Annotated in this window: 23 protein-coding genes; 14 read left to right on the top strand and 9 right to left on the bottom strand. The window is 71.4% G+C overall.

Annotated elements, in window-relative coordinates:
• Positions 1–51 precede the first annotated feature (51 nt).
• The 6 genes from ACE3Q2_RS08995 to ACE3Q2_RS08970 all read left to right on the top strand — a co-directional run bounded on the left by ACE3Q2_RS08995 (position 52) and on the right by ACE3Q2_RS08970 (position 5,542).
• On the top strand, positions 52–756 hold the full coding sequence (locus ACE3Q2_RS08995; RefSeq protein ID WP_374473786.1) for an SURF1 family protein: 705 nt from the start codon (positions 52–54) through the stop codon (positions 754–756).
• Positions 753–1,304, top strand: coding sequence for a hypothetical protein (locus ACE3Q2_RS08990; RefSeq protein WP_374473785.1), 552 nt, complete (start codon positions 753–755; stop codon positions 1,302–1,304). The genes ACE3Q2_RS08995 and ACE3Q2_RS08990 overlap by 4 nt, the downstream gene beginning before the upstream one ends.
• 9 nt (positions 1,305–1,313) lie before the next feature.
• A complete protein-coding gene (locus ACE3Q2_RS08985) occupies positions 1,314–2,462 on the top strand; it encodes a heme A synthase (protein ID WP_374473784.1) in 1,149 nt (382 codons plus the stop codon).
• Positions 2,459–3,388 (top strand): heme o synthase, encoded by a 930-nt coding sequence (gene cyoE, locus ACE3Q2_RS08980; RefSeq protein ID WP_374473783.1) that lies wholly within the window; start codon positions 2,459–2,461, stop codon positions 3,386–3,388. The genes ACE3Q2_RS08985 and cyoE overlap by 4 nt, the downstream gene beginning before the upstream one ends.
• Before the next feature lie 143 nt (positions 3,389–3,531).
• Positions 3,532–3,900, top strand: coding sequence for a BlaI/MecI/CopY family transcriptional regulator (locus ACE3Q2_RS08975; protein ID WP_374473815.1), 369 nt, complete (start codon positions 3,532–3,534; stop codon positions 3,898–3,900).
• Positions 3,890–5,542 (top strand): TonB family protein, encoded by a 1,653-nt coding sequence (locus ACE3Q2_RS08970; RefSeq protein ID WP_374473782.1) that lies wholly within the window; start codon positions 3,890–3,892, stop codon positions 5,540–5,542. The genes ACE3Q2_RS08975 and ACE3Q2_RS08970 overlap by 11 nt, the downstream gene beginning before the upstream one ends.
• Positions 5,543–5,602: 60 nt before the next feature.
• On the opposite strand, the gene ACE3Q2_RS08965 is transcribed toward ACE3Q2_RS08970, so the two are convergent.
• The 4 genes from ACE3Q2_RS08965 to rpsU all read right to left on the bottom strand — a co-directional run bounded on the left by ACE3Q2_RS08965 (position 5,603) and on the right by rpsU (position 10,366).
• Positions 5,603–7,549, bottom strand: a complete 1,947-nt coding sequence (locus ACE3Q2_RS08965) for a prolyl oligopeptidase family serine peptidase (RefSeq protein ID WP_374473781.1) — start codon at positions 7,547–7,549, stop codon at positions 5,603–5,605.
• A gap of 128 nt (positions 7,550–7,677) precedes the next feature.
• A complete protein-coding gene (gene dnaG, locus ACE3Q2_RS08960) occupies positions 7,678–9,411 on the bottom strand; it encodes a DNA primase (protein WP_374473780.1) in 1,734 nt (577 codons plus the stop codon).
• A 216-nt stretch (positions 9,412–9,627) separates the two neighbouring features.
• Positions 9,628–10,074: a GatB/YqeY domain-containing protein gene (locus tag ACE3Q2_RS08955; RefSeq protein ID WP_374473779.1), complete on the bottom strand. Its 447-nt coding sequence runs from the start codon at positions 10,072–10,074 to the stop codon at positions 9,628–9,630.
• 76 nt (positions 10,075–10,150) lie between these two features.
• Complete coding sequence (gene rpsU / locus ACE3Q2_RS08950) at positions 10,151–10,366, bottom strand: 30S ribosomal protein S21 (protein WP_002808376.1); 216 nt, start codon at positions 10,364–10,366, stop codon at positions 10,151–10,153.
• Positions 10,367–10,503: 137 nt separating this feature from the next.
• On the opposite strand from rpsU, the gene tsaD reads away from it, so the two are divergent.
• From tsaD to folK, 3 genes are read left to right on the top strand one after another with little or no spacing between them, the layout of a single operon-like run.
• Positions 10,504–11,556, top strand: a complete 1,053-nt coding sequence (gene tsaD / locus ACE3Q2_RS08945; RefSeq protein WP_374473778.1) for a tRNA (adenosine(37)-N6)-threonylcarbamoyltransferase complex transferase subunit TsaD — start codon at positions 10,504–10,506, stop codon at positions 11,554–11,556.
• A 14-nt stretch (positions 11,557–11,570) separates the two neighbouring features.
• A complete protein-coding gene (folB, locus tag ACE3Q2_RS08940; protein ID WP_374473777.1) occupies positions 11,571–11,924 on the top strand; it encodes a dihydroneopterin aldolase in 354 nt (117 codons plus the stop codon).
• Positions 11,924–12,415 (top strand): 2-amino-4-hydroxy-6-hydroxymethyldihydropteridine diphosphokinase, encoded by a 492-nt coding sequence (folK, locus tag ACE3Q2_RS08935; protein WP_374473776.1) that lies wholly within the window; start codon positions 11,924–11,926, stop codon positions 12,413–12,415. The genes folB and folK overlap by 1 nt, the downstream gene beginning before the upstream one ends.
• Here folK and ACE3Q2_RS08930 read toward each other — a convergent pair.
• Complete coding sequence (locus tag ACE3Q2_RS08930; RefSeq protein ID WP_374473775.1) at positions 12,412–14,079, bottom strand: hypothetical protein; 1,668 nt, start codon at positions 14,077–14,079, stop codon at positions 12,412–12,414. The two genes, folK and ACE3Q2_RS08930, sit on opposite strands and share 4 nt — an antisense overlap.
• A gap of 115 nt (positions 14,080–14,194) precedes the next feature.
• On the opposite strand from ACE3Q2_RS08930, the gene ACE3Q2_RS08925 reads away from it, so the two are divergent.
• Positions 14,195–15,028 carry a DUF6159 family protein gene (locus tag ACE3Q2_RS08925; RefSeq protein ID WP_374473774.1) on the top strand — a complete coding sequence of 278 codons (834 nt, stop codon included), beginning with the start codon at positions 14,195–14,197 and terminating at the stop codon, positions 15,026–15,028.
• A gap of 1 nt (position 15,029) precedes the next feature.
• On the opposite strand, the gene ACE3Q2_RS08920 is transcribed toward ACE3Q2_RS08925, so the two are convergent.
• The gene (locus tag ACE3Q2_RS08920) at positions 15,030–15,770 is read right to left on the bottom strand and encodes a pteridine reductase (protein ID WP_374473773.1); all 741 of its coding nucleotides are present in this window, start codon (positions 15,768–15,770) and stop codon (positions 15,030–15,032) included.
• 58 nt (positions 15,771–15,828) lie between these two features.
• Between ACE3Q2_RS08920 and ACE3Q2_RS08915 the strand changes: the two genes are divergently transcribed.
• Positions 15,829–17,013 (top strand): class I SAM-dependent methyltransferase, encoded by a 1,185-nt coding sequence (locus ACE3Q2_RS08915; RefSeq protein WP_374473772.1) that lies wholly within the window; start codon positions 15,829–15,831, stop codon positions 17,011–17,013.
• A complete protein-coding gene (locus tag ACE3Q2_RS08910; protein WP_374473771.1) occupies positions 17,013–17,396 on the top strand; it encodes a VanZ family protein in 384 nt (127 codons plus the stop codon). The genes ACE3Q2_RS08915 and ACE3Q2_RS08910 overlap by 1 nt, the downstream gene beginning before the upstream one ends.
• A gap of 3 nt (positions 17,397–17,399) precedes the next feature.
• On the opposite strand, the gene ACE3Q2_RS08905 is transcribed toward ACE3Q2_RS08910, so the two are convergent.
• From ACE3Q2_RS08905 to ACE3Q2_RS08895, 3 genes are read right to left on the bottom strand one after another with little or no spacing between them, the layout of a single operon-like run.
• Positions 17,400–18,620 (bottom strand): multifunctional CCA addition/repair protein, encoded by a 1,221-nt coding sequence (locus tag ACE3Q2_RS08905; protein ID WP_374473770.1) that lies wholly within the window; start codon positions 18,618–18,620, stop codon positions 17,400–17,402.
• Positions 18,621–18,624: 4 nt separating this feature from the next.
• Positions 18,625–19,566 (bottom strand): complex I NDUFA9 subunit family protein, encoded by a 942-nt coding sequence (locus ACE3Q2_RS08900; RefSeq protein WP_374473769.1) that lies wholly within the window; start codon positions 19,564–19,566, stop codon positions 18,625–18,627.
• Positions 19,563–21,536 (bottom strand): transglycosylase SLT domain-containing protein, encoded by a 1,974-nt coding sequence (locus tag ACE3Q2_RS08895; RefSeq protein ID WP_374473768.1) that lies wholly within the window; start codon positions 21,534–21,536, stop codon positions 19,563–19,565. The genes ACE3Q2_RS08900 and ACE3Q2_RS08895 overlap by 4 nt, the downstream gene beginning before the upstream one ends.
• Before the next feature lie 58 nt (positions 21,537–21,594).
• On the opposite strand from ACE3Q2_RS08895, the gene ACE3Q2_RS08890 reads away from it, so the two are divergent.
• Positions 21,595–22,392 carry a sulfite exporter TauE/SafE family protein gene (locus ACE3Q2_RS08890; protein ID WP_374473767.1) on the top strand — a complete coding sequence of 266 codons (798 nt, stop codon included), beginning with the start codon at positions 21,595–21,597 and terminating at the stop codon, positions 22,390–22,392.
• Between the two features lie 141 nt (positions 22,393–22,533).
• Positions 22,534–25,407: a TonB-dependent receptor plug domain-containing protein gene (locus ACE3Q2_RS08885; protein ID WP_374473766.1), complete on the top strand. Its 2,874-nt coding sequence runs from the start codon at positions 22,534–22,536 to the stop codon at positions 25,405–25,407.
• Positions 25,408–26,229: the final 822 nt, after the last annotated feature.

Raw genomic sequence — 26,229 nt, 5'->3', positions numbered from 1 at the left:
GGCCGTTGGGAAAGGAAGCTGCGCATTATCCGCCCCGCGGGGCCGCGCGTGGTGAAACGCCGCGTCCTGCTCGCCGCGTTCGGCCTGTGCCTGGCGCTGGGGTTCTCGGCGCTGGGCCGCTGGCAGCTGGGCCGGGGCGTGGAAAAGGAAGCGATGCTGGCCGAAGCCGCCGCCGCGCTCGCCGCGCCGGCGCGACCGCTCGGCCCCGCCAGCACGCAGGCGGGCGAGGGGGCGCTGAAGGTGTCCGGCGCCGGCCGTTTCCTCGACACGCCGCCGCTGTGGCTGGACAACCAGCGCCGTGGCCAGCGGGTGGGCGTGCGCCTGTACTGCGCGTTCGCGCCCGAGGCCGGCACGCCGCTGCTGGTGGACCTGGGTTGGCTGCCGCTGGCCGGCGACCGGGCGCTGCCGACGGAAGGCTGCCCCCGCGGCGCCGCCACGCTGGCCGGCCTGCTGGTGCCGCCGCCGGCCGTGGGCCTGCGCCTGGGTCCCGGCCTGGAGGCCCGCGACGACGGCGCACGCTGGCTGGCCCTGCGGCTCGAGCCCGCCGCCGTGGCCGCCGCCTGGCGACTGCCGGCGCTGGCGCCGCGCGTGCTGCGCCTGGACCCGGCGCTGCCCCTGGGCCATGAACGCGACCTTGAGCTGCTGGCGAATACCCTTCCGCCTGAAAAACACCGCGGCTACGCCCTGCAGTGGTTCGGCCTGGCCGCCGCGGCCGCCGTGGTCACCCTTCTCCTCTGGTTCCGGAAACGCCCATGACCGCTCCTTCGCAAACCCGCTCGCGCCTGCAGCTGCTGCTGGTGGCGGCGCTGTTCCTCGGCAGCTTCGGCGTCGCCGCCACGCTGTTCTTCAGCGGCTGGAAGCCCGGGCAGACGCGCAACATCGGCGAGATGCTCGACCCGTACCCCGACCTGCGCGACATCGCGCTGGTGCAGGCCGACGGCCAGGCCTTCGACTGGAACCCCACCGCGCGCAACTGGCACGTGGTGTTCACGGCGCCGGAAAACTGCGGCGAACCCTGCCTGCGCATGCTCGACGCGCTGCACCGCGTGTGGCTCTCGGAAGGCCGGCACGCCGACCGCCTGAAGGTGCTGTGGTTCGGCGAACTGCCCGCCGGCGGCCCGGCCTTCCCGGGCCTGGTGCCCATGCAGCCCAATGCCGAATTGGCCGCGCGCCTGCCCGACGCGGCCCGCCCCGATGCCCTGCCGGCCTACCTGGCCGACCCCAACGGTTACCTCGTCCTGCGCTACGCTCCGGGCTTCGACCCGTCCGGCATGCGCAAGGACCTCGGACGTGTGCTGAAGTAAGGCCTGCCCATGAATTCTCCTTCCCGCCATTACCACCGCCTTGCCTGGGCCGCCGTGCTGCTGGCGCTCACCGTCATCGTGTTCGGCGGCTTCGTGCGCCTGTCCAACGCCGGCCTGAGCTGCCCCGACTGGCCCACCTGCTACGGCAAGGCCACCTGGCCCACCCAGGACCACGAGATCCACGCCGCGAACGAATCCTTCGAGCGCGCGGTGGAAGTGGGCAAGGCCTGGCGCGAGCAGTTCCACCGGCACATCGCCGCGCTGCTGGGCCTGATGGTGTTCGCGCTGGCGCTGCTGGCCGCGCGCAAGCGCAAGGGCGGCGTGGCCAGCGTGGTCGCGGCGGCGGCGCTGGTGGGCCTGTCGATTCCGATCTACATGGGCAGCGGCAGCCTCGAGCCGAACCATGAACTTTCGGTGGCGCTGTGGCTGGCCGGCGAACTGGTGCTGCTGGTGCAGGCGCTGCGCTGGTCGAACGTGGACGCCTCGCGCTTCAGCGCCGTCATCCTGATGGTCATCGTGTTCCAGGCCGTGCTCGGCATGTGGACGGTGATCTGGCTGGTGAAGCCGGTGATCGTGATGGCGCACCTGCTGGGCGGCCTGCTCACCTTCTCGCTGCTGGTGTGGCTGGCGTGGAAGACCACGCCCTCGGCCGCGCTGGTGGTGGCCGAGGCGCCGAAGCTGCGCCGCCTGCTGTGGATCAGCCTGGGCCTGCTGGTGGTGCAGATCGCGCTCGGCGGCTGGACCAGCGCCAACTACGCCGCGCTGGCCTGCGGCACCGACTACCCGACCTGCCTGGGCCAGTGGTGGCCGGAGCAGGACTACGGCGAGGCCTTCGTGCTCTGGCGCGGCATCGGCGTGGATTACGAAGGCGGCGTGCTAGACGGCCCCGCGCGCGTGGCCATCCAGATGGTGCACCGCCTGTTCGCGCTGCTGGTCGCCGGCCACCTGCTGTTCGTGGGCATCAGGATGCTGCGCACCCCGGGCCTGGTGTTCTGGGGCAGCGTGCTGCTGGTGCTGCTGGCCACGCAGGTGACGCTGGGCATCAGCAACATCGTCGCCGGCCTGCCGCTATGGGTGGCCGTGGCGCACAACGCCGGCGCGGCCCTGCTGCTGTTCACCGTGGTGGGCCTGCTGGCCCGCCTGCGGGCGCCCGAATGAAGCTGCCGCTGGCCGCCTACTGGGAGCTGACCAAGCCGCGCGTGGTGGCGCTGATCGTGTTCACCACCATCATCGGCATGTTCCTGGCCATCGAGCCGGGCGAGGCCTGGCCGTGGGAGCGCATCGTGCTCGGCGCGGTGGGCATCTGGCTGGCGGCGTCGTCGGCGGCGGCCATCAACCACCTGCTCGACCAGCGCATCGACGTGCTGATGGCGCGCACCCAGCACCGCCCGCTGGCCACCGGCTCGCTGCGGCCGGTGCAGGTGCTGGTGTTCGCGCTGGTGCTGGGCGCGATTTCGATGGCGCTGCTCACCTGGCGCGTGAACGGTTTCACGGCGCTGCTCACCTTCGCGTCGCTGATCGGCTACGCGGTGATCTACACCGGCTGGCTCAAGCGGGCCACGCCGCAGAACATCGTCATCGGCGGCCTGGCCGGCGCGGCGCCGCCGGCGCTGGGCTGGGCGGCGGTGGACGGCTTCGTGCCGCCCTGGGGCGTCGACCCGTACGCGCTGCTGCTGGTGCTGATCATCTTCGTGTGGACGCCGCCGCATTTCTGGGCGCTGGCCATCTTCCGCCGCGACGACTACGCCAAGGCCATGATCCCCATGCTGCCGGTGGTGTACGGCGTGCCCTACACGCGCTGGCAGATCCTGTTCTACACGGTGCTGCTGGTGCTGGTGACGGTGCTGCCCTTCGCCACGGGCATGAGCGGCGTGTTCTACCTGGGCGGCGCGCTGGTGCTGGGCGCGGTGTTCCTGTGGTACGCGGTGCGCCTGCTCGACCCGCCGGGCGAGCTGTACGCGATGAAGGTGTTCAACTATTCCATCGTGTACCTGATGGCCCTGTTCGCCTTCCTGCTGGCGGACCACTGGCTGCTGCCCGCAGTCGCCGCCACACCCACACTCGACTTCGTTCCCTCCCCCTGACGCCCAAAGAATAGGGGTCAGAGTACTAATTCCCCTGCAGGGAATTAGTACTCTGACCCCTATTCTTTGGGGCTTGACTTTTGGTTTTACGGGCGTAAAAGTAAGTTCCAATTACGAATGTAAAAGGAACGGCCATGGCCCCGATATCCATCAGCGAGGCGGAGAGCGAAGTCATGCAGGCCCTGTGGGCCGCGGGCGAGGCCACGGCCGAGGACCTGATCGCCGCCGTGGCCGGGCCCCAGGGCTGGGCCGAGGGCACCGTGCGCACCCTCATCAACCGCCTGCTCACCAAGGGCGCCATTTCCGCCGAGCGCGAGGGGCGCCGCTACCGCTACCGCCCGGTGCTCCAGCGCGCCGACTGGATGGCCGAGGAAAGCACCGGCGTGGTCGACCGCCTGTTCGGCGGCCGCATCGCCCCGCTGGTGGCGCACTTCAGCGAGCAGCGCAAGCTCACCCGTGCCGACATCGACGAACTGCGCAAGCTCATCGAGGGCTTCGACGATGGCCGCTGAACTGCTCGACTGGGGCCTGCGCGCCAGCCTCGCGCTGGCGGTGGCCATCGTGCTGGTGCTGGCCCTGCGCGCGCCCTGGCGGCGCTGGCTGGGCGCGCGCAGCGTGCCCTGGCTGTGGCTGCTGATTCCGGCCGCGCTGCTGGCGGTGAGCCTGCCCGGCCCGACCGTGGTGCGTGAGGTGCCGGCCGAGGCGCTTCCCGCCGTGGTGGTGCTGGCCGACGCGGCGGCGCCGGTGCCCCAGCCCGCACCCGCGCAGGCCGTGGCCGACGCCCCCACCACGCCCGCCACGTCCGCCGCGCTGATTTCGGCCTGGGCTGCGGGCGCGCTGGCGCTGGCCGTCGTGCTGGTGCGGCAGCAGCGCCGCTTCCGCCGCCGGCTGGGCACGCTGCGACCGCGCGAGGACGGCAGCTGGGCCGCGCGGACGGACGCCATCGGCCCGGTGGTGATCGGCGTGTTCGCACCGCGCATCGTCGTGCCCTCCGATTTCGAACAACGCTACGACGAAGAGCAGCGCGCCCTCGTGCTGGCGCACGAACGCTGCCACCTGCGCCGCGGCGACCTGGCGGTGAACCTGCTCGCCTGCGCTCTGCGCTGCGCCTTCTGGTTCCACCCGTTGGTGCACCTGGCCGCGGCGCGCCTGCGCCAGGACCAGGAGCTGGCCTGCGACGCCAGCGTGCTGGCCCACCATCCTCGCGCGAGGCGCGCCTACGCGACCGCGCTCCTGAACACGCAGCTGGCCGACCTTGGACTGCCGGTCGGCTGCGCATGGCAGTCCAGCCATCCCCTCGCCTGGAGAATCACCATGCTCAGCAAACCCTTGCCGGGACCGTCCCGGCTGCTGCTGGGGGCCGGACTGGCCCTGCTCGCCACCTCGGCCACCGCCGCCGCGCTCTGGCAGCACCAGCCGCCCACGATCGTGATGTTGCCCGCCATCGCCGCGCCGGCCGCCAGCGCACCGCTGCCTTCGCTGGCGGTCGAGTCCGGCGCCCCGGCCCCCGCGCCGATGGCCGCCACCCACTTGGCCGTCGTGGCGCCCGTGGCTCCGGTTGAGGCCACGCCGGCCGTGGCGCCTGTCGCGCCCGTCGCGCCCGCCGCCGAACGCGCCCCGCTGCGCGAGGCCCCGGCGCCGCGCTTCATCCAGGAACCCGCGCCGCTGCCGCGCCCGCCGACGCCGCAGGGCGACACGCCCCGCACACCGACGCCGGAGGTCACGCTGGCCGGCGGCGCCGCGCCCGAGGCGGGGTATGAGCCGCCGCGCGCCATCCTGGCCAAGCCGGCCCGGTTGCCGTCGCTGGCCGGACGCGCGGACGCGGTGCTGATCGGCGCCGTGGTGATGCGGGTGGACCTCGACGCAACCGGCAAGCCGGTGCAGGTGGCCGTGCAGGACAACCAGCTCAGCCCGGTCTATGCGCGCAACGCCATTGCCGCGGTCAAGCGCTGGCGCTTCGAGCCGGCGCGCCGCAACGGCGTGGCCGAGCCCGCCACGGTGCTGGTGCCGGTGTCGTTCGGGACGCGCACGCTGCGGGCCGATTCGCTGGCGGGCGAGGCCGTTTCGCACCCCAAGCCCACCTACCTGCCGCAGCCACCCTACGTGATGTATCCGCAGCCGCAGCCGGCGCCGCAGCCGGGCGGCAACCGCTAGGCAAGACCTTCGGGGGCGGGGCAGGACTGGCGATGCCAGCGCTGCCCCGCCCTTGTTGCGTCATTTAGCCAGCAGGTGCTTCTGCCAGAACAGCACGCTGGCCGCGCCGAAGTAGTCGCTGTTGGCCTTCTTGCGGAAGCCGTGGCCCTCGTCCTTGAACAGCAGGTACCAGACGTCGCCGCCGTTGCCGCGCACGGCCTTCACGATCTGCTCGGCTTCGGTCCACGGCACGCGCGGGTCGTTGTAGCCCTGGGCCACGAACAAAGGCGCCGTGATCTTGCCAGCGTTGTTGAGCGGCGCGATGCGGTCGTGGAAGGCCTTCATTTCCGGGATGCGCTCGTCGCCGTATTCGGCGCGGCGCAGGTCGCGGCGGTAGCTCTCGGTGTTGGCCAGGAAGGTGCCGAAGTCGGAGATGCCCACCACGTCGATGCCGGCGCGGATGCGGTCGTGGAAGTGCACCAGGCTGGCCAGCACCATGTAGCCGCCGTAGCTGCCGCCCGACACGCCCACGCGGTTCGCATCCAGCTCGGGCTGCTTGCCGATCCAGTCGAGCAAGGCGCCGATGTCCCTGACCGAATCCTCGCGCAGGAAACCGTTGTCGAGCTTCAGGTAGCCCTTGCCGTAGCCGGCCGAGCCGCGCACGTTCGGCACCAGCACCGCCACCTTCAGCTCCTCGAGCATGAACTGGATGGTCGGGTTGAACACCGGCAGGGCCTGCGATTCCGGGCCGCCGTGGATGTTCACCACCACCGGGAACGGGCCCTCGCCCTCGGGGCGGTAGTAGAAGGCCGGGATGGTGCGCGGCTGGCCGTCCACGCTGTCGAAGGTGGGGTAGCGCACCAGCGTGGGCGCACGGAAGTTCGAAGCGTCCAGGCCGCCCACTTCGCTCTGGGTCCAGCGCACCAGCGTGGCCGTGGCCAGCTCCACCACGTACACGTCGCTGGGCGAGGTGGCGCTGTTGAGCGTGAAGGCCAGGCGCTGGCCGTCGGGCGAGAAGCCCAGGCCGCCGATCACGCCGATGGGCAGTTCCGGCAGCGGGATTTCGCGGTGCCCGGGCAGGGACAGCACGCGCAGCTTGCCGATGCCGTCTTCGTTGGCCACGTAGGCCAGGTGCCTGCCGTCGTCGGCGATGGCGAGCTCGGACACGTCCCAGGGCACGTGGCCGCTCACCAGCGTGGGCGCGCCGCCGGCCGGGTCGTGGTGGCGCAGGGTGAGGAACTCGCGCTCCTCGTCGGAAACGTAGTACACGCCGCGGCCGTCGGGGGCGTAGCGGAAGGCGTTGAACGCGGCCTTGCCGCCGTCGACCGGGAACAGCTCGAGCTTGCCGGTGGCCAGGTCGAGTTCGCCCGGGTAGGACTCGTTGATCGAGACGTAGCGCAGCACAAGCAGGCGCCTGCCGTCGGGCGAGAAGTCCATCGGCGTCCACAGGCCGCCTTCCTCGAGCACGATGCGGGCCTCGCCGGTGGCCATGTCGCGCACCCACAGGTCGTAGTCGGTGCCGTTGCGGGCGGTGCTGGCCCAGGCCAGCTGGCGGCCATCGTGCGACCACAGCGGGGTGGTGTTCTGGCTGCGCTGGCCGTCGGTGAGCATCGTCACCCCGCGGCTGGCCAGGTCGTACCAGAACAGCTGCCAGAACTCGGAGCCGCCCACGTCCTTGCCGAACACGAAGCCGTCGGCGCCCTTGGCCGGCGCGGTGCCGACGGCGTTGATCGGTTCGCGGTAGAAGGTGAGCTGCTCGCGCATGCCCAGCGGCGTGCGCACGCGGTGGGCCTGGTTGGTTTCGGCGAAGCGGGTGGTGACGACCAGGCTGCCGTCCTCCAGCCAGCCGGCGAAGCTGGCGCCGCGGGTGTTCTGGTAGCGGTCGAGCCGCTCCACCAGTTCCGCCGGCACCTCGGGCAGGTTCTCGCTGACGCGGTTGCCCACCTCCACCCGCGCCACGGCGGGTGCATCGGCAAACGCGGGCGGCGCCATCAGCGCCAGGCAAAGCAGCAGGCTGGTCGTACGCATTCCGGGGTCCCCTTTGAAACGGAACCCCGAGCATAGCCGCCCCCCGCGCCGCGGTCGCGTGAAGCAAAGTTGAGGGGTCAGAGTACTAATTCCCCGCCGGGGAATTAGTACTCTGACCCCTATTCTTTTCAGCGGGAGGCGTGGAGGTCGCGGAGTTCGGCTTTTTCGTCGGCGCTGAGGCCGGACATGCCCACTTCGTTGATGCGGGCCTGCAGCTCTTCCACGCGCTGCTGGCGGACCTGGCGGTCGAGCTGGGCGAGGGCGTCGAGCAGTTCCGCACGCCAGCCGGATTCGTCGCCGGGGAAGACCTGCAGCGCCAGTTTCTGTAGCGCCGCCTCTTCCTCGCGCCCGGCGAAATGCTCGAGCACGGCGCCGGTGGTGATGCCCGGCCGTTCGCGCGCCAGCGACACCAGTTCCACCAGCAGGGGAATGCCCGGCTGGCGCAGCGCGCCGAACAGGTAGGGCGGTTCGATGGCCGCCGCCAGCGCCGGCTTCTGCAGCAGCAGCGCGATGGCCGTGCGCACCAGGCTGCGCTTGGGCGCCGGCGCGCCGCCGCGGCCCGGGCGCACCGACGGCGCGGGCCTGGCCGGCTCGGCCGCCGCGGCGCGCTGGCCGACGCCGGTCATTTCGGTGAGCCGCTGCAGCATCAGGTCGCGGAAGGCGCCGTCGGGAATGCCCGCCAGCAGCGGCTTGGCGCGTTCGGCCAGGCGCGCCTTGCCTTCCATGCCGGCCAGGTTCACGTCCTTGGACAGTTCGTTGTAGAAGAACTCCGACAGCGGCATGGCTTGCGCCAGGCGCGCGTCGAAACCGGCCGCGCCTTCCTTGCGCACGATGGTGTCCGGGTCTTCGCCCTCGGGCAGGAACAGGAAGAAGGTCTGGCGGCCGTCGCGCATGCGCGGCAGCACCGATTCAAGCGCCTTCCACGCCGCGCCGCGGCCGGCGCGGTCGCCGTCGAAGCAGAAGAACACGTCGGCCGCGTTGCGGAACAGCAGCTCGGCGTGGTCGGGCGTGGTGGCCGTGCCCAGCGTGGCCACGGCGGTGTTCACGCCGTACTGGAACAGCGCCACCACGTCCATGTAGCCCTCGACCACGATCAGCCGCGGGATCTTCGCGTGCGCCTGCCGCACCTGCCACAGGCCGTAGAGTTCGCGGCCCTTGTGGAAGAGCACGGTCTCGGGCGAGTTGAGGTACTTCGGCCCGTCGTCCTTTTCCAGCACGCGCCCGCCGAAGGCGATGACGCGGCCGCGGCGGTCGTGGATGGGGAACATCACCCGGTCGCGGAACTTGTCGTAGACGCGGCCGCTGTCGTTGCGCGAAAACAGGCCCACCTTCTCGAGCAGGGCCAGCCGGCGCGCGTCGGTGCCCAGCGCCGACTTCAGGCCTTCCCAGCCCTCGGGCGCGTAGCCGATGCCGAAGCGGGCGCGGTTCTCGGCGTCCACGCCGCGGCGTTCGAGGTAGGCCTTGGCCTTGGCGCTGGCCTGCAGCTGCTGCTGGAAGAAATGCGCGGCCGCTTCCACCGCCGCGTACAGCTCGCGCGACTCGCCGCTCTCGTTGCGCTGGCGGGTGTCGCGCGGCACTTCCAGGCCGACGCGCTTGGCCAGCTCCTCGACCGCGTCGAGGAACTCGAGGCGGTCGTAGTTCATCAGGAAGCTGATGGCGGTGCCGTGCGCGCCGCAGCCAAAGCAGTGGTAGAACTGCTTGGTCGGCGACACCGTGAACGAGGGCGAGCGCTCGTCGTGGAAGGGGCAGCGCGCCGAATACTCGCGCCCCTGGCGCTTGAGCGGCACGCGCGAACCCACGACCTCGACGATGTCCGTCCGGGCCAGCAGGTCGTCAATGAACGCGTCGGGGATCCGTGCCATCGCCGCCTAGGATGCCCGAAAACCCACCCCCGGCGGCGTGCCGGGGGTCGGCTTCGATGGGATTTGGGTTTTGAACACGGATCAGATCTGATGGAAGCGGATAAACGCGGATAGGGCAAAAGCGCTCTTAATCTGAAAGCGCTCTATCCGTGTTTATCCGCTTTTGGATCCGATCTGATCCGTGTTGAAGATAAGAACCTTCCGAAGCCCGGGGGCTCAGCCCGCCAGGGCCTTTTTAACGAGCTGCGAGACCAGGCCCATGTCGGCCTGGCCGGCGAGGCGCGGCTTGAGCACGGCCATCAGCTTGCCCATGTCGGCGGGGCCGGCGGCGTTGGTTTCGGCCTTGGCCGCGTCGATGGCGGCCTGCACCTCGGACTCGGACATCTTGGCCGGCAGGTAGGCCTCGATCACGCCCAGCTCGTAGCGCTCGATGGCGGCCAGGTCCTCGCGGCCGGCGCCTTCGTACTGGCTGATCGAATCCTTGCGCTGCTTGACCATCTTCTCCAGCACGGCCAGCACCAGCGCGTCGGTCATCTCCACGCGCTCGTCCACTTCCTTCTGCTTGATGGCGGCGTTGATCAGGCGGATGACCGCCAGGCGGTCCTTCTCGCCGGCCTTCATCGCGGCCTTCATGTCTTCGGTCAGCTGGGTCTTGAGGCTCATAGGGGTTCTCCTGGAGTCAGAAACACAAAAAGCCGGCCACGCTCGCGCGTGCCGGCTTTCTGGCAAGCAACGCGACTCAGTACAGGCGCTGGCGCTTGGTGACGTCGCGCGAGCTGCGACGCAGCTGGCGCTTCACCGCGGCGGCGGCCTTGCGCTTGCGCTCCTGGGTCGGCTTCTCGTAGAACTCGCGCTTGCGGGTTTCGGCGAGCACGCCGGCCTTCTCGCAAGTGCGCTTGAAGCGACGCAGCGCAAACTCAAACGGCTCGTTTTCGCGGACTTTGACAGACGGCATTGTGGAATTCCTGGATACGTGGATTTCGCCCGGCTTGGCCGGCGAGCCGCGTATGATACGCGGGTCCCGGGGCGGCAGGCAAGCCAAACCGTGCCTTTCCCCTTGAATCCGGCCGGAAAGCCCCGAAAAACAGCCACATGCGCGTCCTGGGCATCGAAACCAGCTGTGACGAAACCGGCGTGGCGGTGTACGACACCGACCGCGGCCTGCTCGCGCACGCCCTCTACACCCAGGTGGCCCTGCACGCCGAATACGGCGGCGTGGTGCCCGAGCTGGCCAGCCGCGACCACGTGCGCAAGCTGCTGCCCCTGGTCCGCGAGGCCCTGGCCGAGGCCGGCCTGGCCCCGGCCGACCTGGACGGCGTGGCCTACACCGCCGGCCCCGGCCTGGTGGGCGCCCTGATGGTGGGCGCCGCCGCCGGCCGGGCCCTGGCCTGGGCCCTGGACCTGCCGGCCGTGGGCGTGCACCACATGGAAGGCCACCTGCTGGCCCCGCTGCTGGAAGACCCCACGCTCAGGCCGCCCTTCGTGGCCCTGCTGGTCTCGGGCGGCCACACCCAGCTGGTGGAGGTGGCCGGCATCGGCGAATACCGCCTGCTGGGCGAAACCCTGGACGACGCCGCCGGCGAGGCCTTCGACAAGACCGCCAAGCTCATGGGCCTGCCTTACCCCGGCGGCCCGGAGCTGGCCCGCCTGGCCGAAACCGGCCGCCCTGGCGCCTACGCCTTCTCCCGCCCCATGACCGACCGGCCGGGCCTGGATTTCAGCTTCTCGGGGCTCAAGACCCAGGTGCTGCTGGCCTGGCAGGCCTCCGACCAGACGCCGGAAACCCGGGCCGACATCGCCCGCGGCTTCGAGGACGCGGTGGTCGAGACCCTGGCCATCAAGTGCCAGCGCGCGCTGGACCAGACCGGCATCCGCACCCTGGTGGTGGCCGGCGGCGTGGGTGCGAACGTTCGCCTGCGCGCCCGCCTGCAGGCCCTTGTGGGAGGGCTTTCAGGCCCGACGAAGCAAGTCGGGCCTGAAGGCCCTCCCACAGGTCGCGTGTGCTTCCCGCGCCCGGCCTTCTGCACCGACAACGGCGCCATGATCGCCTTCGCCGGCGCCCTTCGCCTGCAGGCCGGCCAGCGCGAAACCCCGGCCGTCACCGTGACGCCACGCTGGGACATGGCAAGCTTGCCGCCTGTTTGAACCCGGGACACCCCATGGACAAGGTTTTCATCGAGGCGCTCGAGATCGAGTGCGTCATCGGCATCTACGACTGGGAGCGCAAGATCCGCCAGCCCGTCGTGCTCGACATCGAGATGGCGTTCGACAACACGCTGCCGGCCGCCACCGACGACATCGCCGACACGCTCGACTACAAGGCGGTGAGCAAGCGCCTGATCCAGTTCGTGTCCGAGTCCGATTTCGGCCTGGTGGAGACCCTGGCCGAACGCTGCGCCGCCATCATCCTCGGCGAGTTCGGCGTCTCCCACGTGCGCCTGAAGCTGAGCAAGCCCGGTGCCGTGCGCGGCTCGAAGGCCGTGGGCGTGATCATCGAGCGCCGCGCCCGCTGATGGGCACCGCCTGGCTGAGCCTGGGCAGCAACCAGCAGGCCGAAGCCAACCTGCGCGCCGCCGCCGGGGCGCTGCGCGAACGTTTCGGCGCGGTGGTGTTTTCGCCGGTGTACCGCACGCCGGCGGTGGGCTTCGAGGGGCCGGATTTCCTCAACGCCGCCGCCGTCATTGAAACGACGCTCGATCCCTACGAGCTCAACGACTGGCTGCACGCGCTCGAGGAGCGTCTGGGCCGCGACCGCAGCGGCCCGCGTTTCTCCAGCCGCCCGATCGACGTGGACATCGTGTTCTACGACCAGCGCGTGCTCAAGGGCCCGGGCAACCTGGAACTGCCGCGGCCCGAGCTGCGCCACGCCTTCGTGCTCAAGCCGCTGGCCGACATCGCGCCCGGCTACCGCGTGCCCGGTGACGGCCGCACGCTGGCCGAGCTGTGGGCCGCGCACCCGGAAGCGGCCTCGCCGCCGGCCACCGACCCGCTGCGGCTGGGCTAGTCGCAGCGCGCGGCGTCGCCGCGGAAGTCGCGGTTCATGCGCTGCACGGGCTCCAGCAGCGCCGCGGGGCGGCCGTCGAGGTCGTACAGGCCGCCGTACTGCACGTGGTCGAACAGCGACAGGTCGCGCAGCGCGAACTCGCCGCTGCGGGCGTGCACGTCGAAGGCGAGCCCTTCCGCGCCCGGCTGCGGCGCCAGGCCGGCGCAGCGGCGCTGCAGGCCGGTGGCGTCGAAGCGCAGCGGCACGCGCTTGCCGCCGGCGCTGACTTCGAGCACGCCCGGCGTGCGCACCTCGGCTTCGACGCAGGCCTGGTCGGGGCGGGCGTCGTCGGCGCGCGGCAGGCGCCCGCGGCGCGGCGGGATGAGCTGCGCCAGGTGGTCGCCGGCGGCGAAGGCCAGCTGGAAATCGCCGCTGGGCAGGGCCTCCAGCGCCTGCGCCGGTTCGCCCTGCGCGCGCCGCAGCGTCCAGCCTTCGAGGCCGTAGCCGAAGGCCGGGTTGTGCAGCGGGCTTTCGGCGTAGTCGCGCGTGGTCCAGTAGCCGTAGCCGAGCACGCCGCGGCGCTTCATGGTGCACACGGAGGCGTGCAGGAAGGCCGCGGTTTCCTCGGGCCGGATCACCGCGTTGTGCTCGTGGCCCGGCGTGTTGTCCACCACGTTGAACTGGTCGATGAAGACGGGCGCGTCGGATTTCTCCGCCACCTGCGCCAGCATCGCGTCCAGCAGTTCCAGGCTGCGCGTGGCGGGCAGCTGTTCGCCCTGGTTGAGCGCGCCCCAGTAGGGCGCCCAGTACAGCGTAAGCGGCTGGCCGGCGGGCAGGCGCAGCATGCCGTCGTGGCTGATCCACTCGGCGACCACCGGCGCGCCGTCGGGTCCGGTTTCGAAGCGCGGGTCGCTATCCACGCGCGCCTCCAGCGACAGCGCCGGGAACAGCGGCGCGGCCGGGGCGACGAATTCCTCCACCAGCAGCCAGTCCCAGTAGGCGTGGAAAAGCTTCGCGTCGGCGACCGGGTCGGGCAGGGCGGCGGGGCGCGGCTCGCCGGCGGGGTGCGTGGCGAGGAATTCAGCCCAGGTGCCGGCGGCGCTGTCGTCCACGCGGCGCAGCCACAGGTCTTCCCAGCTCAGGAAGGACAGCACCAGGCCATCGCGGCCTGCGGTTTCCTTCGAAATGCGCGCCAGGAAGGCCAGGAAGGCCTCCCGCGCGGCCGGGTCGTTGAGCACGCGCTGCTGGCGGTCGCCCACGTCGCCCGCGTCGGGGTGGAAGCTCCAGCCGTAGCCCAGGCGCAGCATCACCTTCAGGCCGGCGGCGTCGGCCTGGTCGAGCAGGAAGCGCAGGCGTTCGAAGGCGCGCTCGTCGTAGGTGCAGCAGGGCGAGAACACCGGCTGGAAATCGCCCCAGGCCACCAGCAGCACCACGGTGTCGAAGCCGTCGGCCTTGAGCTGGGCGAAATCGTCTGCCACGTGTTCGCGGCGGAAGCCCGGCAGGAAGTTCTTCGGCCACTGGCGGCCGAACCAGTGCGCCGCCACGCGGCCGCGCACGGCGTCGGCGGGCGTGCTGGCGACGGTGGCGGCCGGGGTGTCGGCGGCATCCGGCGCGGGCGCGCGCTGGCAGCCGGCCAGCAGGGCCAGGCCGGTGGTTGCCGCGAGCGCGGCCAGGCGAAGGGTCATCGGGTCGTCCGGGTTGGCCTGCCGCGATTATAGGCAGCGCAGGGGTGACTTCCGGCCTTGCGGGGCCTTGGGCGCAATCGCATGATCGGCACACGAATCCCGCGGAGGTGGCGCCATGTTCGACAAGGTTTCCCGCAGCTGGCACCTGGTCAAGGCCAGCGCCGGCGTGCTGCGCACCGACAAGGAACTGCTGCTGTTCCCGGTCATCTCCGCGATCGCCACCCTGCTGGTGGCGGCCACCTTCCTGGTGCCGGTGCTGGGGCTGCGCCTGTTCGAGGGCGGCGAGATCGGGCCGATGGGCGCGGTCGTCGGCTTCCTGTTCTACCTCAGCCAGTATTTCGTCATCTTCTTCTTCAACACCGCCCTGGTGGGCGCGGCCATGATCCGCCTCGAGGGCGGCGACCCGACCGTGGCCGACGGCCTGCGCATCGCGCGCGGCAAGCTCGGCGCCATCCTCGGTTACGCCGCGCTTGCGGCCACCGTGGGCCTGGTGCTGAAGATGCTGGGCGAACGCGCCGGCGCGGTGGGCAAGATCATCATCGGGCTCATCGGCATGGCCTGGACGCTCGCCACCTTCCTGGTGGTGCCCATCCTGGTGTCGCGCGACATCGGCCCGGTGGACGCGGTGAAGGAGAGCGTCGACCTGCTCAAGCGCACCTGGGGCGAGAACGTGGTGGGCAACGTGGGCATCAACCTGGCCTTCGGCCTGCTCACCGCGCTGGTGGTAGTGCTGGCGGTGGGCCTGACGGTGGCCGCGGCGCTCATCGCCGGCGCCGCCGTGGCCATCACCGTGGCGGTGCTGGGCGCCATCGCCATCGCGCTGGTGGCGGTGGTGCAGGCGGCGCTGTCGGGCATCTACGCCGCGGCGGTGTACCGCTATGCCGTGGACGGCACCGCCCCGGCCGGCTTCGGCGGCGGCGAACTGCAGGCCGCCTTCCGCCCGAAATAACTCAGAGGTTGAGGGAGCGGCCGCCGTCGACGCGGATGACCTGGCCGGTGGTGTAGCGGGCGTCCTGCAGCAGCCAGCGCACGGCTTCGGCCACGTCGTCGGGCTCGCCGGCGCGCCTGAGCGCGGTCGCGGCCAGCATCGCCCCCTTCTCGTGTTCGGCCTTGCCTTCCTCGGGCCACATCACCGCGCCGGGCGCCACGGCGTTCACGCGCACCTCGGGGCCCAGCTCCTTCGCCAGCGACTGCGTCAGCATCAGCAGCGCGGCCTTGGCCATGCAGTAGACCGGGTGGTTGGCCAGCGGCCGCTCGCCGTAGATGTCGCCGAGGTTCACGATGGCGCCGCCGGCGCGGCGCAGCGCCGGCGCCGCGGCCTGCGCCAGGAAGAAGGGCGCGCGCGCGTTCGAGGCGAACAGCTCGTCCCAGTCCGCCGGCGTGGCGTGGCCGAGCGGCGTGGGGCGAAAGGCGCTTGCGTTGTTCACCAGCGCGTCGAGGCGGCCGAAGTGCGCCTCGGTGGCGGTGACCAGGTCGGGCAGGGCCGCGGCGTCGGCCAGTTCGGCCCGCAGCACCAGGGTGCTGAAGGGCCGCGCGGCCTCGAGCCCGGCCACCAGCGCAGCCATGTCGGCGCCGGAATGGCGGTGGTGCAGGGCCAGGTCGTAACCGGCGGCGTGCAGGCGGCGGGCGATGGCGGCGCCGACGCGCTTGGCGGCGCCGGTGACCAGGGCGACGGGACGTTCGGCAGGCATTGGGCGGGGCTCCGTGCGTTTGCCGGTATCCTGCGCGCTGGCACATGAAGATTCCAACATGAGCACCCCGCTACCCACCCCCGATGCCGACGCCCGCGCCCACAGCGACCGCCTGCTGGCGCTGGTGAAGGCCCAGGTGGCCGCCGCCGGCGGCGCCATCCCCTTTTCCCGCTACATGGAGCTGGCGCTGTACGCGCCGGGCCTGGGCTACTACAGCGCCGGCGCCCGCAAGTTCGGCGCCGAGGGCGATTTCGTCACCTCGCCCGAGCTGGGCCCCACCTTCGCCGAGTGCGTGGCGCAGTGCGCCGCGCAGGTGTTCGAACAGCTGGGCGGCCAGGCCGATTTCCTGGAGCTGGGCGGCGGCAGCGGCGCCTTCGCCGAGGCGGCGCTGCAGCGGCTGCAGGAGCTCGGGGCGTTGCCCGCGCAGTACCTCATCCTCGAGCCCAGCGCCGACCTGCGCGAGCGCCAGCAGCAGCGCCTGCGCGAGGCGCTGGCGCCGGAGGTGTTCGCGCGCGTGCGCTGGCTCAATGGCCCGCCCGAAGAGGAATGGCGCGGCTTCCTGTTCGCCAACGAGGTGATCGACGCACTGCCGACGCCGCGTTTCGCCATCCACGGCGGCGAGGTGTTCGAGGAATTCGTGGCATTGGGCGCCGACGGCGAACTGGTGAGCGTGCAGCAGCCGGCCGACGCGATGCTGCACGCGGCCGTGCGCCACGTCGAACGCGATATCGGCGCGCCCTTCGCCGACGGCTACCGTTCGGAACTGCTGCCGCAGCTGCCCTACTGGATCCAGGCCGTGGGCGGCCTGCTCGTCGACGGCGCGATGCTGTTCGTCGACTACGGCTACCCGCGGCGCGAGTACTACCTGCCCGAGCGCAGCGATGGCACCCTGGTCTGCCACTACCGCCACCACGCGCACGGCAACCCCTTCCACCTGCCGGGCCTGACCGACATCACCGCCTTCGTGGATTTCACCGCGCTGGCCGAGGCCGGCGTGGGCGCCGGCTTCGACCTGGCCGGCTACTGCGCCCAGGCCAGCTTCCTGCTCAACAGCGGCCTGGCCGAACGGCTGGCGGTGATCGAGGCCATCGAAGACCCGGTGCTGCGCCATCGCCGCACCAACGAGGTCAAGCGCCTCACGTTGCCGGGCGAGATGGGCGAACGTTTCCAGGCCATGGCCTTCCAGCGCGGCGTGGACATCCGCCCGGCGTTCGCGCGTGGCGACCTGAGCCGGCGGCTGTGATGCGCGAATTCCGCCGCCCCCGGCTCTGGCTGGGGCTGTGGCTCTGCGGCTGGGTGCTGTGCGTGGTGCTTTCGCTGGTGCCCACGCTGCCGCTGCCGGACGCGCCCGATTCCGACAAGGTCGGGCATTTCCTGGCCTACTTCACGCTCAGCTTCTGGGCGGTGGCCCTTTTCCGAACACGCAAGGCGCACCTGCTGGCGGCGCTGTCGCTGGTGGCGCTGGGCGTGGCCATGGAACTGGCGCAGGCCACGCTCACCACCGTGCGCCTGGGCGACCTGCGCGACGCGCTGGCCAACACCGCCGGCGTCGCCCTCGGCCTGTCGCTCTCGTTCACCCCGGCCGCCAGGCTGCTCCAGCACCTCGACCGCCGCCTGGGTGGCTGACGCCTATTCCTTGGCGGACTGGATCGCGGCGATGCGCGCCTTGCGCAGCCACTCGCCGACGTCGGGGCCGCTGAGGCCGGAGGCGACGGCGTGGCCGGCGGAGATGGCCGCGGCGGCGGCGTGCAGCTCCAGCAGCAGGGCCGCGGACGGGTAGGGCGTTTCCTGGCGGCCCAGGCGGCCGCGGGCATCGGCTTCGCAGGCGATGGCCAGCTGGCGGATGCGTTCGGGCTTGCGGAAGCCGTCGCAGCGGGCGATCAGCTCGTGCACGGTGTCCGCGCGCAGCTCGGCCAGGCGATGGATGTTCAGGTGTTCGCGGCAGACGATTTCCGCCACCGCCGCGTATTCCGCCGGCACCTTGTAGCGCGCGCACACCGCGCGCAGCGGCCGCACGCCGCCGTGTTCGTGGCCGACGTGGCGCGGCAGCTGGTCCTTCGGCGTGAGCGCCTTGCCCAGGTCGTGGGTGAGTGCGCAGAAGCCGATGAGCGCGTCGCCCGGCGCCAGCCGCGCGGCCATGTCGAGCACCATTTCCAGGTGCACGCCGGTGTCCACCTCGGGGTGGTATTCCGGGCGCTGCGGCACGCCGTAGAGCGCGTCCACTTCCGGCAGCAGCCGCGCCAGCGCGCCGCAGTCGCGCAGCAGGGCGATGGCCGCCGAGGGCTGCGGCATTTCCAGCGCCTTCTTCAGCTCCTGCCACACGCGCTCGGGCACCAGGTGGTCCACTTCCCCCGCCGCCACCATCCCGCGCATCAGCTGCAGCGTTTCCGGCGCGATGGTGAAGCCGAGCGGCGCGAACCGCGCCAGGAAGCGCGCCGCGCGCAGGATGCGCACCGGGTCTTCGGCGAAGGCGGGCGAGACATGGCGCAGCACGCGCGCGTCCACGTCGCGCTGGCCGCCGTACGGGTCCACCAGCGTGCCGTCTTCGGCTTCCGCGATGGCGTTGATGGTGAAGTCGCGGCGCGCCAGGTCCTGTTCCAGCGTCACGTCGGGCGCGGCGTGGAAGACGAAGCCGTGGTAGCCCGGCGCGGTCTTGCGCTCGGTGCGCGCCAGCGCGTGCTCTTCCTTCGTCTGCGCGTGCAGGAACACCGGGAAGTCCTTGCCCACCGGCAGGTAGCCGGCGCGGATCATTTCCTCCGGCGTGGCGCCCACCACCACCCAGTCGCGGTCGCCGCCCGGCAGGCCGAGCAGCCGGTCGCGCACCGCGCCGCCGACCAGGTAGCGCCGCATGGGTTCAGCGCGCCGCGCGGAAGCGGGCGTAGCGGGCCTGGCGGTCCGCGGCGTGCCCCAGGATTTCCGGCAACTTGGCCGCCACGCGCGTGGGCGTGATGCCCAGGCGGTGCAGGCCGTCGATGCCGCCCACCGAATCGGTGAGCAGGGAGCGGAAGTTGTCCGACGAGAACGGCTTGCCCGGCACGAAGTCGAACACCAGGCCCTGCAGGCGGCCCAGCGCGTCCGGCAGCGGCAGCACGAAGCGGCGCAGGCCGCACTGGCGCGCGGTCATCTTCACGATCTCGGCCATCGTGTACACGTCCGGCCCGTAGAGCTCGTACACCTCGCCGCGGCTGCGCCGCTCGTGCAGGCAGCGCACCATGGCTTCCACCACGTCGCCCACGTACACCGGCGCGAAGCGCGCGTTCGCGCGCGCCAGCGGCAGCGCCGGGGCGTGGCGGATGAGTGCGGCGAAGCGGCAGAACAGCCCGTCGCCCGGCCCGAAGATCACCGACGGCTCGAAGATGGTCCAGTCCAGGCCCGAGGCCTTCACCGCCGCCTCGGCTTCGCCGCGCGACTTCAGGTAATGGCTGTGGCCGCGGCCGGCGTTGAGCGAGCTCATCTGCAGCAGGCGGCGCACGCCGGCCAGCTGCATCGCCGCCAGCACCAGCTTGGTCAGCTCGACGTGGGCGCGGCGGAAACCGCGGCCGTTGTCGCCCTTCTCGTTGAGGATGCCGACCAGGTTGATCACCGCGTCGGCGCCGGCGAAGGCATGGCGCAGCGCATCCGGGTCGTACACGTCCACTTCGCGCAGCACCACGCCGGGCGGCAGCAGGCGCTCGTGGTGAACGCCGAGGTTGCGGCTGAGCAGGGTGATGGCGTGGCCGTCGGCGGCGAGGCGGGCCACCAGGTGGCGGCCGACGAAACCGGTGCCACCGAGGACGACGAGCTTGAGCGGGATCATGGCGTGGGCAGGGAACCAGGGCTGAGGGGGCAGGCGAAGGGACGCCGGGCGGACTTGGCGACGGTGCGGCCGAGCAGGCGCTCGCCCACCGGCACCGCGCTGCCGTCCAGGCGCCAATCGTAGATGACGCTGAAGGCCAGCACACGCGCGACGTAGTCGCGGGTTTCCTTGTACGTCACGGTTTCGATCCAGAAATCCGGGTCGAAGCCGGGACGGTCGCGGTTCCAGCGCTGCACCGGCGTCGGGCCGGCATTGTAGGCCGCGATGGCCTGGTAGGCGATGCCGCCGTGCTGGTCGAGCTCGTGGCGCAGGTGGGCGATGCCCAGCACCAGGTTGGTCTCGGGCTGGTACAGGCTGGCCGCGCCGTTGAAGGCGATGCCCAGCTTGCGCGCGGTGCGCGCCGCGGTGGAGGGCAGCAGCTGCATCAGGCCGCGGGCGTCGGCGTGCGAGCGCGCGTTGGGCATGAAGGCGCTTTCGGCGCGGGTCTGCGCGGCCACCCAGGCCGGGTCGATGCCGTGCCGGCGCGCCTCGCGGCGCAGCACGTTCTCGTGGTGCAGCGGGAAGCGCAGCGAGTAGTGGCGCAGGTCGTCGGGCGTGTCGCCGATGGTGAAGACGGCGCGGTCGTACCAGTGCGCGTCGCGCGCGAACTCGATCGCCACCTTGCGTTCCTCGGGCGAAAGGACCCGCAGCAGCGCCGCCCATTCGCGGGTGGCCAGCGACAGGCGCTCGATTTCCCACAGCTCCAGTGCGCGCACCAGGCCCGGGTCGCGCGCCACGCGGGCGCGCAGCGCCGGGTCCTTCGACGGTTCCAGCGGGCACAGCGCGTACGGCTGGCCGCTGCGGTCGGCGGCAAGGAAGCCGTGGAAGGTGGCGGTGCCGGCGGCCTGCAGGTAAAGCGCCTTCGCCGCGTCGTGCTGGCCCAGGCGCTCGCGCAGGCGCGCTTCGAAGTACTGCCAGCGCGGGTCCTGGCGCTGCGCGGCGGGCATGCGTTCGATCGCGCGCAGGGCGCCGGCGTCGTCGCGGCGGTTCATGGCTTCGCGGGCGCGCCATTCGTGCAGGCGCTCGTCGTAGGCGGACTCGGGCACGGCCTCGAGCCGTTCGCGCGAGCCGGGCAGGTAGGAGGCCACGGTCCACAGCGCAACCTGGTAAAGGACCTTGCCGCGTTCGGCCTCGCCGAAATCCAGCGCGGGCGCCAGCGTGGCCAGCTGCGCCCCGGCGGCGTCGGGCGAGCGCTTGGCCAGGCGGGCCAGGCCTTCGGCGGCGATGGCGCGGCTGCGCGGCGTCTTCGGCCAGCCGGCGGCGCGGGCGTGCGGCGCGTCGATGAAGTCGGCGTAGTCGCGCGCCAGCGCGGCGTCGCCGGTGGGCAGGCCGCCGGCGAGGAAGCGCACGAGCCCGGTCTGCCCGGCGAGCGCGGCCAGTTCGATGCGCTGCCAGCGCAGGTCGGCGTCGAGCTGGCCCAGCGACTGCAGCGACTTGAAGGGCGTGTCGCAGGCCGCCGGCAGCGTTTCGGCGCTGAGCCAGAGTGCGCGGCCGTCGGCGATCCAGGCGGCGTCGGTGGCGCCGGTGGCCAGGCGCGCCGCCAGGTGGGCGCAGCGCAGGTCGGTGGCGGACTGGTCGCGGTAGTCGGCCAGGAAGTCGGCCCAGCGCGACTGCTTCGCCAGCTCGCGCAGCCAGGCCTCGCGCAGCCAGTCGGCGGCGGCGGTGCCGTCGTGGCGGCGCAGGGCGGCGCGCACCTCGTTCGCCGGCGTGCCGGCCAGCTGCCTGCGCAGCTGCGTGGCGTCGATCCAGGGCAGCAGCGGGTGGTCGGCCACGCGGGCGCGGCCGGCCTTGTCCAGCTGGCCCAGTTCGGCCAGGCGGAAGGCTTCGAGCACGGCGCGGCGCTCGCCGGAGAGGTCGGGGGGGCGGTCCTGCGCCAGGCTGGCGCCAGCCAGCAGGCAAAGGGCCAGGAAACTCGGAATTCGGCGCGACATGAGGCAGAGTCTAGCCCATGCCTTCCGACTCCTCCGCCCACCGCGCGGCCCGCGCCGCATGAGCCTGGCCTGGTTGATCTACCTCGCCCTCGGGGCGGTGGCCGGCGTGCTGGCCGGCCTGCTGGGCATCGGCGGCGGCCTGGTGCTGGTGGCCGCGCTGGTGTGGCTGCTGCCCACCCAGGGCATTCCGCCGGAACACGCCGTGCACGTGGCCCTGGCCACCGCGCTGGCGAGCATCGTGCTCACCGGGCTGTCCTCGGCGCGGGCGCACCACCGGCGCGGCAGCGTGCTCTGGCCCACGGTGGCCTGGCTGGTGCCGGGCCTGGTGCTGGGCGGCTGGCTGGGCAGCGGCCTGGCCACGGCGCTCGAGGGGGCCTGGCTGCGCGTCTTCATCGCCGGGTACTGCTACCTGGCCGCGGCGCAGATGGCGCTGGACTGGCCGCGCTCGCGGCTCGAACGCGCCGACGCGCCGCGCGGCCCCGGCTACACCGCCGCAGGCGCCGGCATCGGCGCGGTGTCGGCCCTGGTGGGCATCGGCGGCGGCAGCATGACCGTGCCCCTGCTGGTCTGGCGCGGCGTGCGCCCGGTGCGGGCGGTGGGCACCTCCAGCGCCTGCGGCGTGGCCATCGCCCTGGCCAGCGCCGCCGGCTACGCCCTGCAGGGGGCGCCGCAGGGCCTGCCGGCCGGCAGCTGGGGCTATGTGTTCCTGCCCGCCGCGGTGGGCATCGCGGTGGCCTCGGTGCTCACGGCGCCCCTGGGCACCCGGCTGGCCCACCGGCTCAGCGGCCCGGCGCTGCGCCGGGTGTTCGCGGTCTTCCTGGCGGTGGTGGGCACCAGCGTCTGGCTGGCTCCCTGAACGAAACCGGCCCGGTTTGTCCTTGTCCGGTAACGGGTTAAGAAAGCGTGACGCTTGTCGCCCTTTGACGATTTCTTTACAAGGGAGACAGCCGGGGCATTGGGGGCAAGGCGCCGGCACCACCAACCCATGGGGAATGCAATGAAGACCATCCGTACTACCCGCCTGAGCCAGGCGGTCCGCGGTGCATTGCTGTTCGCACTGATCCCGGCGGCGGTCGCCGCGCAGGACGCGCCGTCCGAAGAGGTCAAGACGCTCGACCGCGTCGAGGTCACCGGCACGCGCATCAAGACCTCGGAAGCCGAAGGCCTGGTGCCCGTGCAGCGCATCACGCGCGAGGACATCGACCGCAGCGGCCTTACTTCCGTCGCCGACATCATCCAGTCCCTGACGGGTTCGGGTTCGGCGCTCAACACCAAGTTCAACTCCAGCGGCAACTTCGGCTTCCCGCCGGACGGCAGCGGCGTCGGCGCGGGTTCCGCGCAGGCCGACCTGCGCCACCTGGGCTCCAAGCGCGTGCTGGTCCTCGTGGACGGCGTGCGCTGGGTCAACGAAGCCTCCGCCTCGGGCGTGGGTTCGGCCACCGACCTCAACACCATCCCGCTGGCCATCATCGAGCGCATCGAAGTGCTCGAGGACGGCGCGTCCTCGCTGTACGGCTCGGACGCCATCGCCGGCGTGATCAACATCATCACCCGCAAGGACTTCGAGGGCATCTCGGTCAACGCGCAGTACGGCGAGTACAGCGAAGGCGACGGCGCCACCAAGTCCATCGACCTGGCCTGGGGCGGCAGCACCGACCGCGCCAACTTCTTCCTGGGCCTGAGCTACACCGACCAGGACGTGATCTATTCGAAGGACCGCGAGCAGTCGAGCTTCCCGGTGCCGGGCACGGGCCTGTCCTTCGGCAGCTCGGGCACGCCGACCGGCCGCTTCATCTTCGTCGACCCGAACACCGGCGAGGTGCTCGACATCACGCCCAACAACGGCGCCAGCGACCCGAGCTACGACGGCTCGCAGATCGGCTGCGTGCGCACCGACGACTACCACTGCTTCTCCACCGCCGACCGCTTCAACTTCTCGCAGTACAACCTGCTGCTGACGCCGTCCGAGCGCATGGGCGCCTTCGGCCAGGTGCGCTTCGAGTTCAGCGACGCGGTGAGCGGCTACGCCAAGGTGCTCTACAACCGCCGCGAGTCCACCAACCAGGCGGCGCCCGAGCCGCTGTTCTTCGGCCCGGAAGCCGGCACCGGCAACCCGCAGGCCGACAACATCTTCATTTCGGCCCTGAACCCGTTCAACCCGTTCGGCTTCGACCTCGACTCGGCCACCAACCTCATCCTGATCGGCCGTCGCCCGGTGGAAGGCGGCGCGCGCGTGTTCGAGCAGGACGTGGACACCTGGTACGTCGGCGCCGGCCTCGAGGGCGTGTTCGACGCCGGCCAGCGCACGCTGTACTGGGACGTCAACATGGCCTTCAGCGAGAACAAGGCCGAGCAGACCAACTTCGGCAGCTACAACATCCGCAACATCGCCCTGGCCCTGGGCAACCCGGCGGCCTGCGCGGCCGTGGCGGGCTGCACGCCGCTCAACATCTTCGGCGGCCCGGGCACCATCACCCCGGCCATGCTGGCCTGGATCCAGCCGGTGGTGCGCGACGAGAGCAAGAACGAGCTGGCGCTGTTCACGGCCAACCTCTCCGGCAGCCTGTTCGAGCTGCCGGCCGGTTCGGTGGACTTCGCCGCGGGCCTCGAGCATCGCCGCCTGAAGGGCTGGTACCAGCCCGACGCGCTCACCATCGCCGGCGACTACAACGGCGTGCCGTCCCTGCCCACCTCGGGCAAGTACGACGTGAGCGAGCTGTTCTTCGAGCTCAACTTCCCGCTGCTGCAGGACACCGAGATCGGCCAGAAGCTCGACTTCACCGTGGCCGGCCGCTACTCCGACTACTCCACCGGCATCTCGGAGTTCACCCCGAAGTACGGCCTGCGCTTCCAGCTGGTCGAGGAACTGGTGCTGCGCGCCAGCTACGCCGAGGGCTTCCGCGCGCCGTCCATCGGCGAGCTGTTCGGTTCGGCCAGCCGCTTCGACGCCCAGCTCAACGACCCCTGCGACACGCCGCTGCTCAACCCGTCCCTGGCCGGCAACTGCGCCGCGCTGGGCGTGCCGGCGAACTACCAGCAGCCGAACCCGCAGATCTCGGTCACCACCGGCGGCAACGACCAGCTGGACCCGGAAAGCTCCAAGAGCTTCTCGGCCGGTTTCATCTGGAGCCCGGGCTTCCTCGAGGATTCGGCCTGGGCCGAGCGCGTGGACTTCGAGGTCACCTACTACCGGCATGAGATCGAAGGCGCCATCCAGGCCATCGACGCCCAGACCCAGCTCGACCTGTGCGTGCAGACCCTGGACGCGCTGTACTGCGACGGCATCAGCCGCGCCGTCACCGGCGGCATCAACGGCTTCAACAACCGCCTGACCAACCTCGGCACCATCGACACCGACGGCTGGGACGTGGACCTGTTCTGGGTGTTCCCCGCCACCGATTTCGGCCAGTTCAAGGCCTCGTGGCGCAACACCTTCGTCGGCGACTACCAGGCCGTCGGCGCCGCCGGCCAGGTGCAGCCGCAGGGCCCGGGCATCGAGGTGGTCGACAGCGCCATCCCGGAGTGGACCTCGAACTTCACCCTGGACTTCAAGCGCGGCAACTTCGACGCTTCGTGGACCCTGCGCCACATCAGCGAGCTGCGCGAGGAGTGCGGCCGCGCGGTGGGCTTCCCGGTCTGCTCCAACCCGGCCACGGGCATCAACGTGCTCGAGGCCACCACGTACAACGACATGCAGCTGGGCTATCGCTTCGAGCAGTTCAACGACCTGCGCGTCGCCGTGGGCGTGAACAACGTGTTCGACAACGACCCGCCGATCTGCCTGTCGTGCTCGCTCAACGGCTACGACGCGTCCACCTACGACATCCCGGGTGGCCGCTTCTGGTACCTGCGCGCCGACATCAAGTTCTGACCGGCGCCCGCTTCACCGCGTGACGAAGGGCCGGCGGGAAACCGCCGGCCCTTTCATTTGGCTCTTCTCCCGAGTCCGGGACCGCGCCGTCCCCACCGCGGAGGTGAAGGTCTCCTCCTGCTCAGTGAAGCCTCCATTTCGCAGGAGGAGACCTTCACCTTCACGGCGGCGCCGGTGCATTGCATCCGGTTTCGTGACGAAGGGCAGGTAGCGCGCGCTGCGATGCTTGCGCGTTTCGACCCGGGCCGCAGGGAAGGATTTCTCTTGCCGATCCGGTGGGTTGAGCGGGTCCACGTACTTGCCGCCAGCACGTGCACGCCTGCGTGTCCCTTCGGACACTTGATGCGGCGGCAGGGCCAGCGTGGAAGGTGGCCAGCGTGAGAGTCCTCGCCGCCCGGCGGCGGGTGCGGGGCTGAGGCGAAGGGCTCGTCGCCAACCCGGATAGTCTGCTCAGATGCCGGAGGCTTCGGTGTGCCCGCCGCGAACCCACACCCGCCGCCGGGCGGCGAGCCGGTTCGTACTGGCCGTCTTCCATGCTGGCGAGGCAGCCACACCCCGCGTCCGGCGGGACGCGAACGACAGGTCATGCCCTGTTTCGTGCCCGGACCGACTTAGCCCAGCCTGATCCGCAAGAAAAATGCCTCGCTCCGGCCCCGAGCGGGACGCGCAAGCATCGGAGCGGACAGCCACGGGCCTTTCGTCCAGCCAACCGGGTGCCCCGGTCCGGACGCGCCGTGAAGGCGAGGGTCGATTCCCGCGAAATAAAGGCGGCGGTCTCAACCGGTCATCGCAACGCTAGTCTGTTTTGGACTGTGGGGGCGA

The sequence above is a fragment of the Arenimonas sp. genome (assembly GCF_041913985.1).
GTDB lineage: Bacteria > Pseudomonadota > Gammaproteobacteria > Xanthomonadales > Xanthomonadaceae > Arenimonas.
This window is presented reverse-complemented; position numbering and strand designations above follow the sequence as displayed.

Coding starts and splice junctions, on each gene's coding strand:
- ACE3Q2_RS08990 (WP_374473785.1), top strand. CDS start 753: ATGACCGCTCCTTCGCAAACCCGCTCGCGCCTGCAGCTGCTGCTGGTG.
- ACE3Q2_RS08985 (WP_374473784.1), top strand. CDS start 1,314: ATGAATTCTCCTTCCCGCCATTACCACCGCCTTGCCTGGGCCGCCGTG.
- cyoE (WP_374473783.1), top strand. CDS start 2,459: ATGAAGCTGCCGCTGGCCGCCTACTGGGAGCTGACCAAGCCGCGCGTG.
- ACE3Q2_RS08970 (WP_374473782.1), top strand. CDS start 3,890: ATGGCCGCTGAACTGCTCGACTGGGGCCTGCGCGCCAGCCTCGCGCTG.
- ACE3Q2_RS08965 (WP_374473781.1), bottom strand. CDS start 7,549: ATGCGTACGACCAGCCTGCTGCTTTGCCTGGCGCTGATGGCGCCGCCC.
- dnaG (WP_374473780.1), bottom strand. CDS start 9,411: ATGGCACGGATCCCCGACGCGTTCATTGACGACCTGCTGGCCCGGACG.
- ACE3Q2_RS08955 (WP_374473779.1), bottom strand. CDS start 10,074: ATGAGCCTCAAGACCCAGCTGACCGAAGACATGAAGGCCGCGATGAAG.
- rpsU (WP_002808376.1), bottom strand. CDS start 10,366: ATGCCGTCTGTCAAAGTCCGCGAAAACGAGCCGTTTGAGTTTGCGCTG.
- tsaD (WP_374473778.1), top strand. CDS start 10,504: ATGCGCGTCCTGGGCATCGAAACCAGCTGTGACGAAACCGGCGTGGCG.
- folB (WP_374473777.1), top strand. CDS start 11,571: ATGGACAAGGTTTTCATCGAGGCGCTCGAGATCGAGTGCGTCATCGGC.
- folK (WP_374473776.1), top strand. CDS start 11,924: ATGGGCACCGCCTGGCTGAGCCTGGGCAGCAACCAGCAGGCCGAAGCC.
- ACE3Q2_RS08930 (WP_374473775.1), bottom strand. CDS start 14,079: ATGACCCTTCGCCTGGCCGCGCTCGCGGCAACCACCGGCCTGGCCCTG.
- ACE3Q2_RS08925 (WP_374473774.1), top strand. CDS start 14,195: ATGTTCGACAAGGTTTCCCGCAGCTGGCACCTGGTCAAGGCCAGCGCC.
- ACE3Q2_RS08920 (WP_374473773.1), bottom strand. CDS start 15,770: ATGCCTGCCGAACGTCCCGTCGCCCTGGTCACCGGCGCCGCCAAGCGC.
- ACE3Q2_RS08915 (WP_374473772.1), top strand. CDS start 15,829: ATGAGCACCCCGCTACCCACCCCCGATGCCGACGCCCGCGCCCACAGC.
- ACE3Q2_RS08910 (WP_374473771.1), top strand. CDS start 17,013: ATGCGCGAATTCCGCCGCCCCCGGCTCTGGCTGGGGCTGTGGCTCTGC.
- ACE3Q2_RS08905 (WP_374473770.1), bottom strand. CDS start 18,620: ATGCGGCGCTACCTGGTCGGCGGCGCGGTGCGCGACCGGCTGCTCGGC.
- ACE3Q2_RS08900 (WP_374473769.1), bottom strand. CDS start 19,566: ATGATCCCGCTCAAGCTCGTCGTCCTCGGTGGCACCGGTTTCGTCGGC.
- ACE3Q2_RS08895 (WP_374473768.1), bottom strand. CDS start 21,536: ATGTCGCGCCGAATTCCGAGTTTCCTGGCCCTTTGCCTGCTGGCTGGC.
- ACE3Q2_RS08890 (WP_374473767.1), top strand. CDS start 21,595: ATGAGCCTGGCCTGGTTGATCTACCTCGCCCTCGGGGCGGTGGCCGGC.
- ACE3Q2_RS08885 (WP_374473766.1), top strand. CDS start 22,534: ATGAAGACCATCCGTACTACCCGCCTGAGCCAGGCGGTCCGCGGTGCA.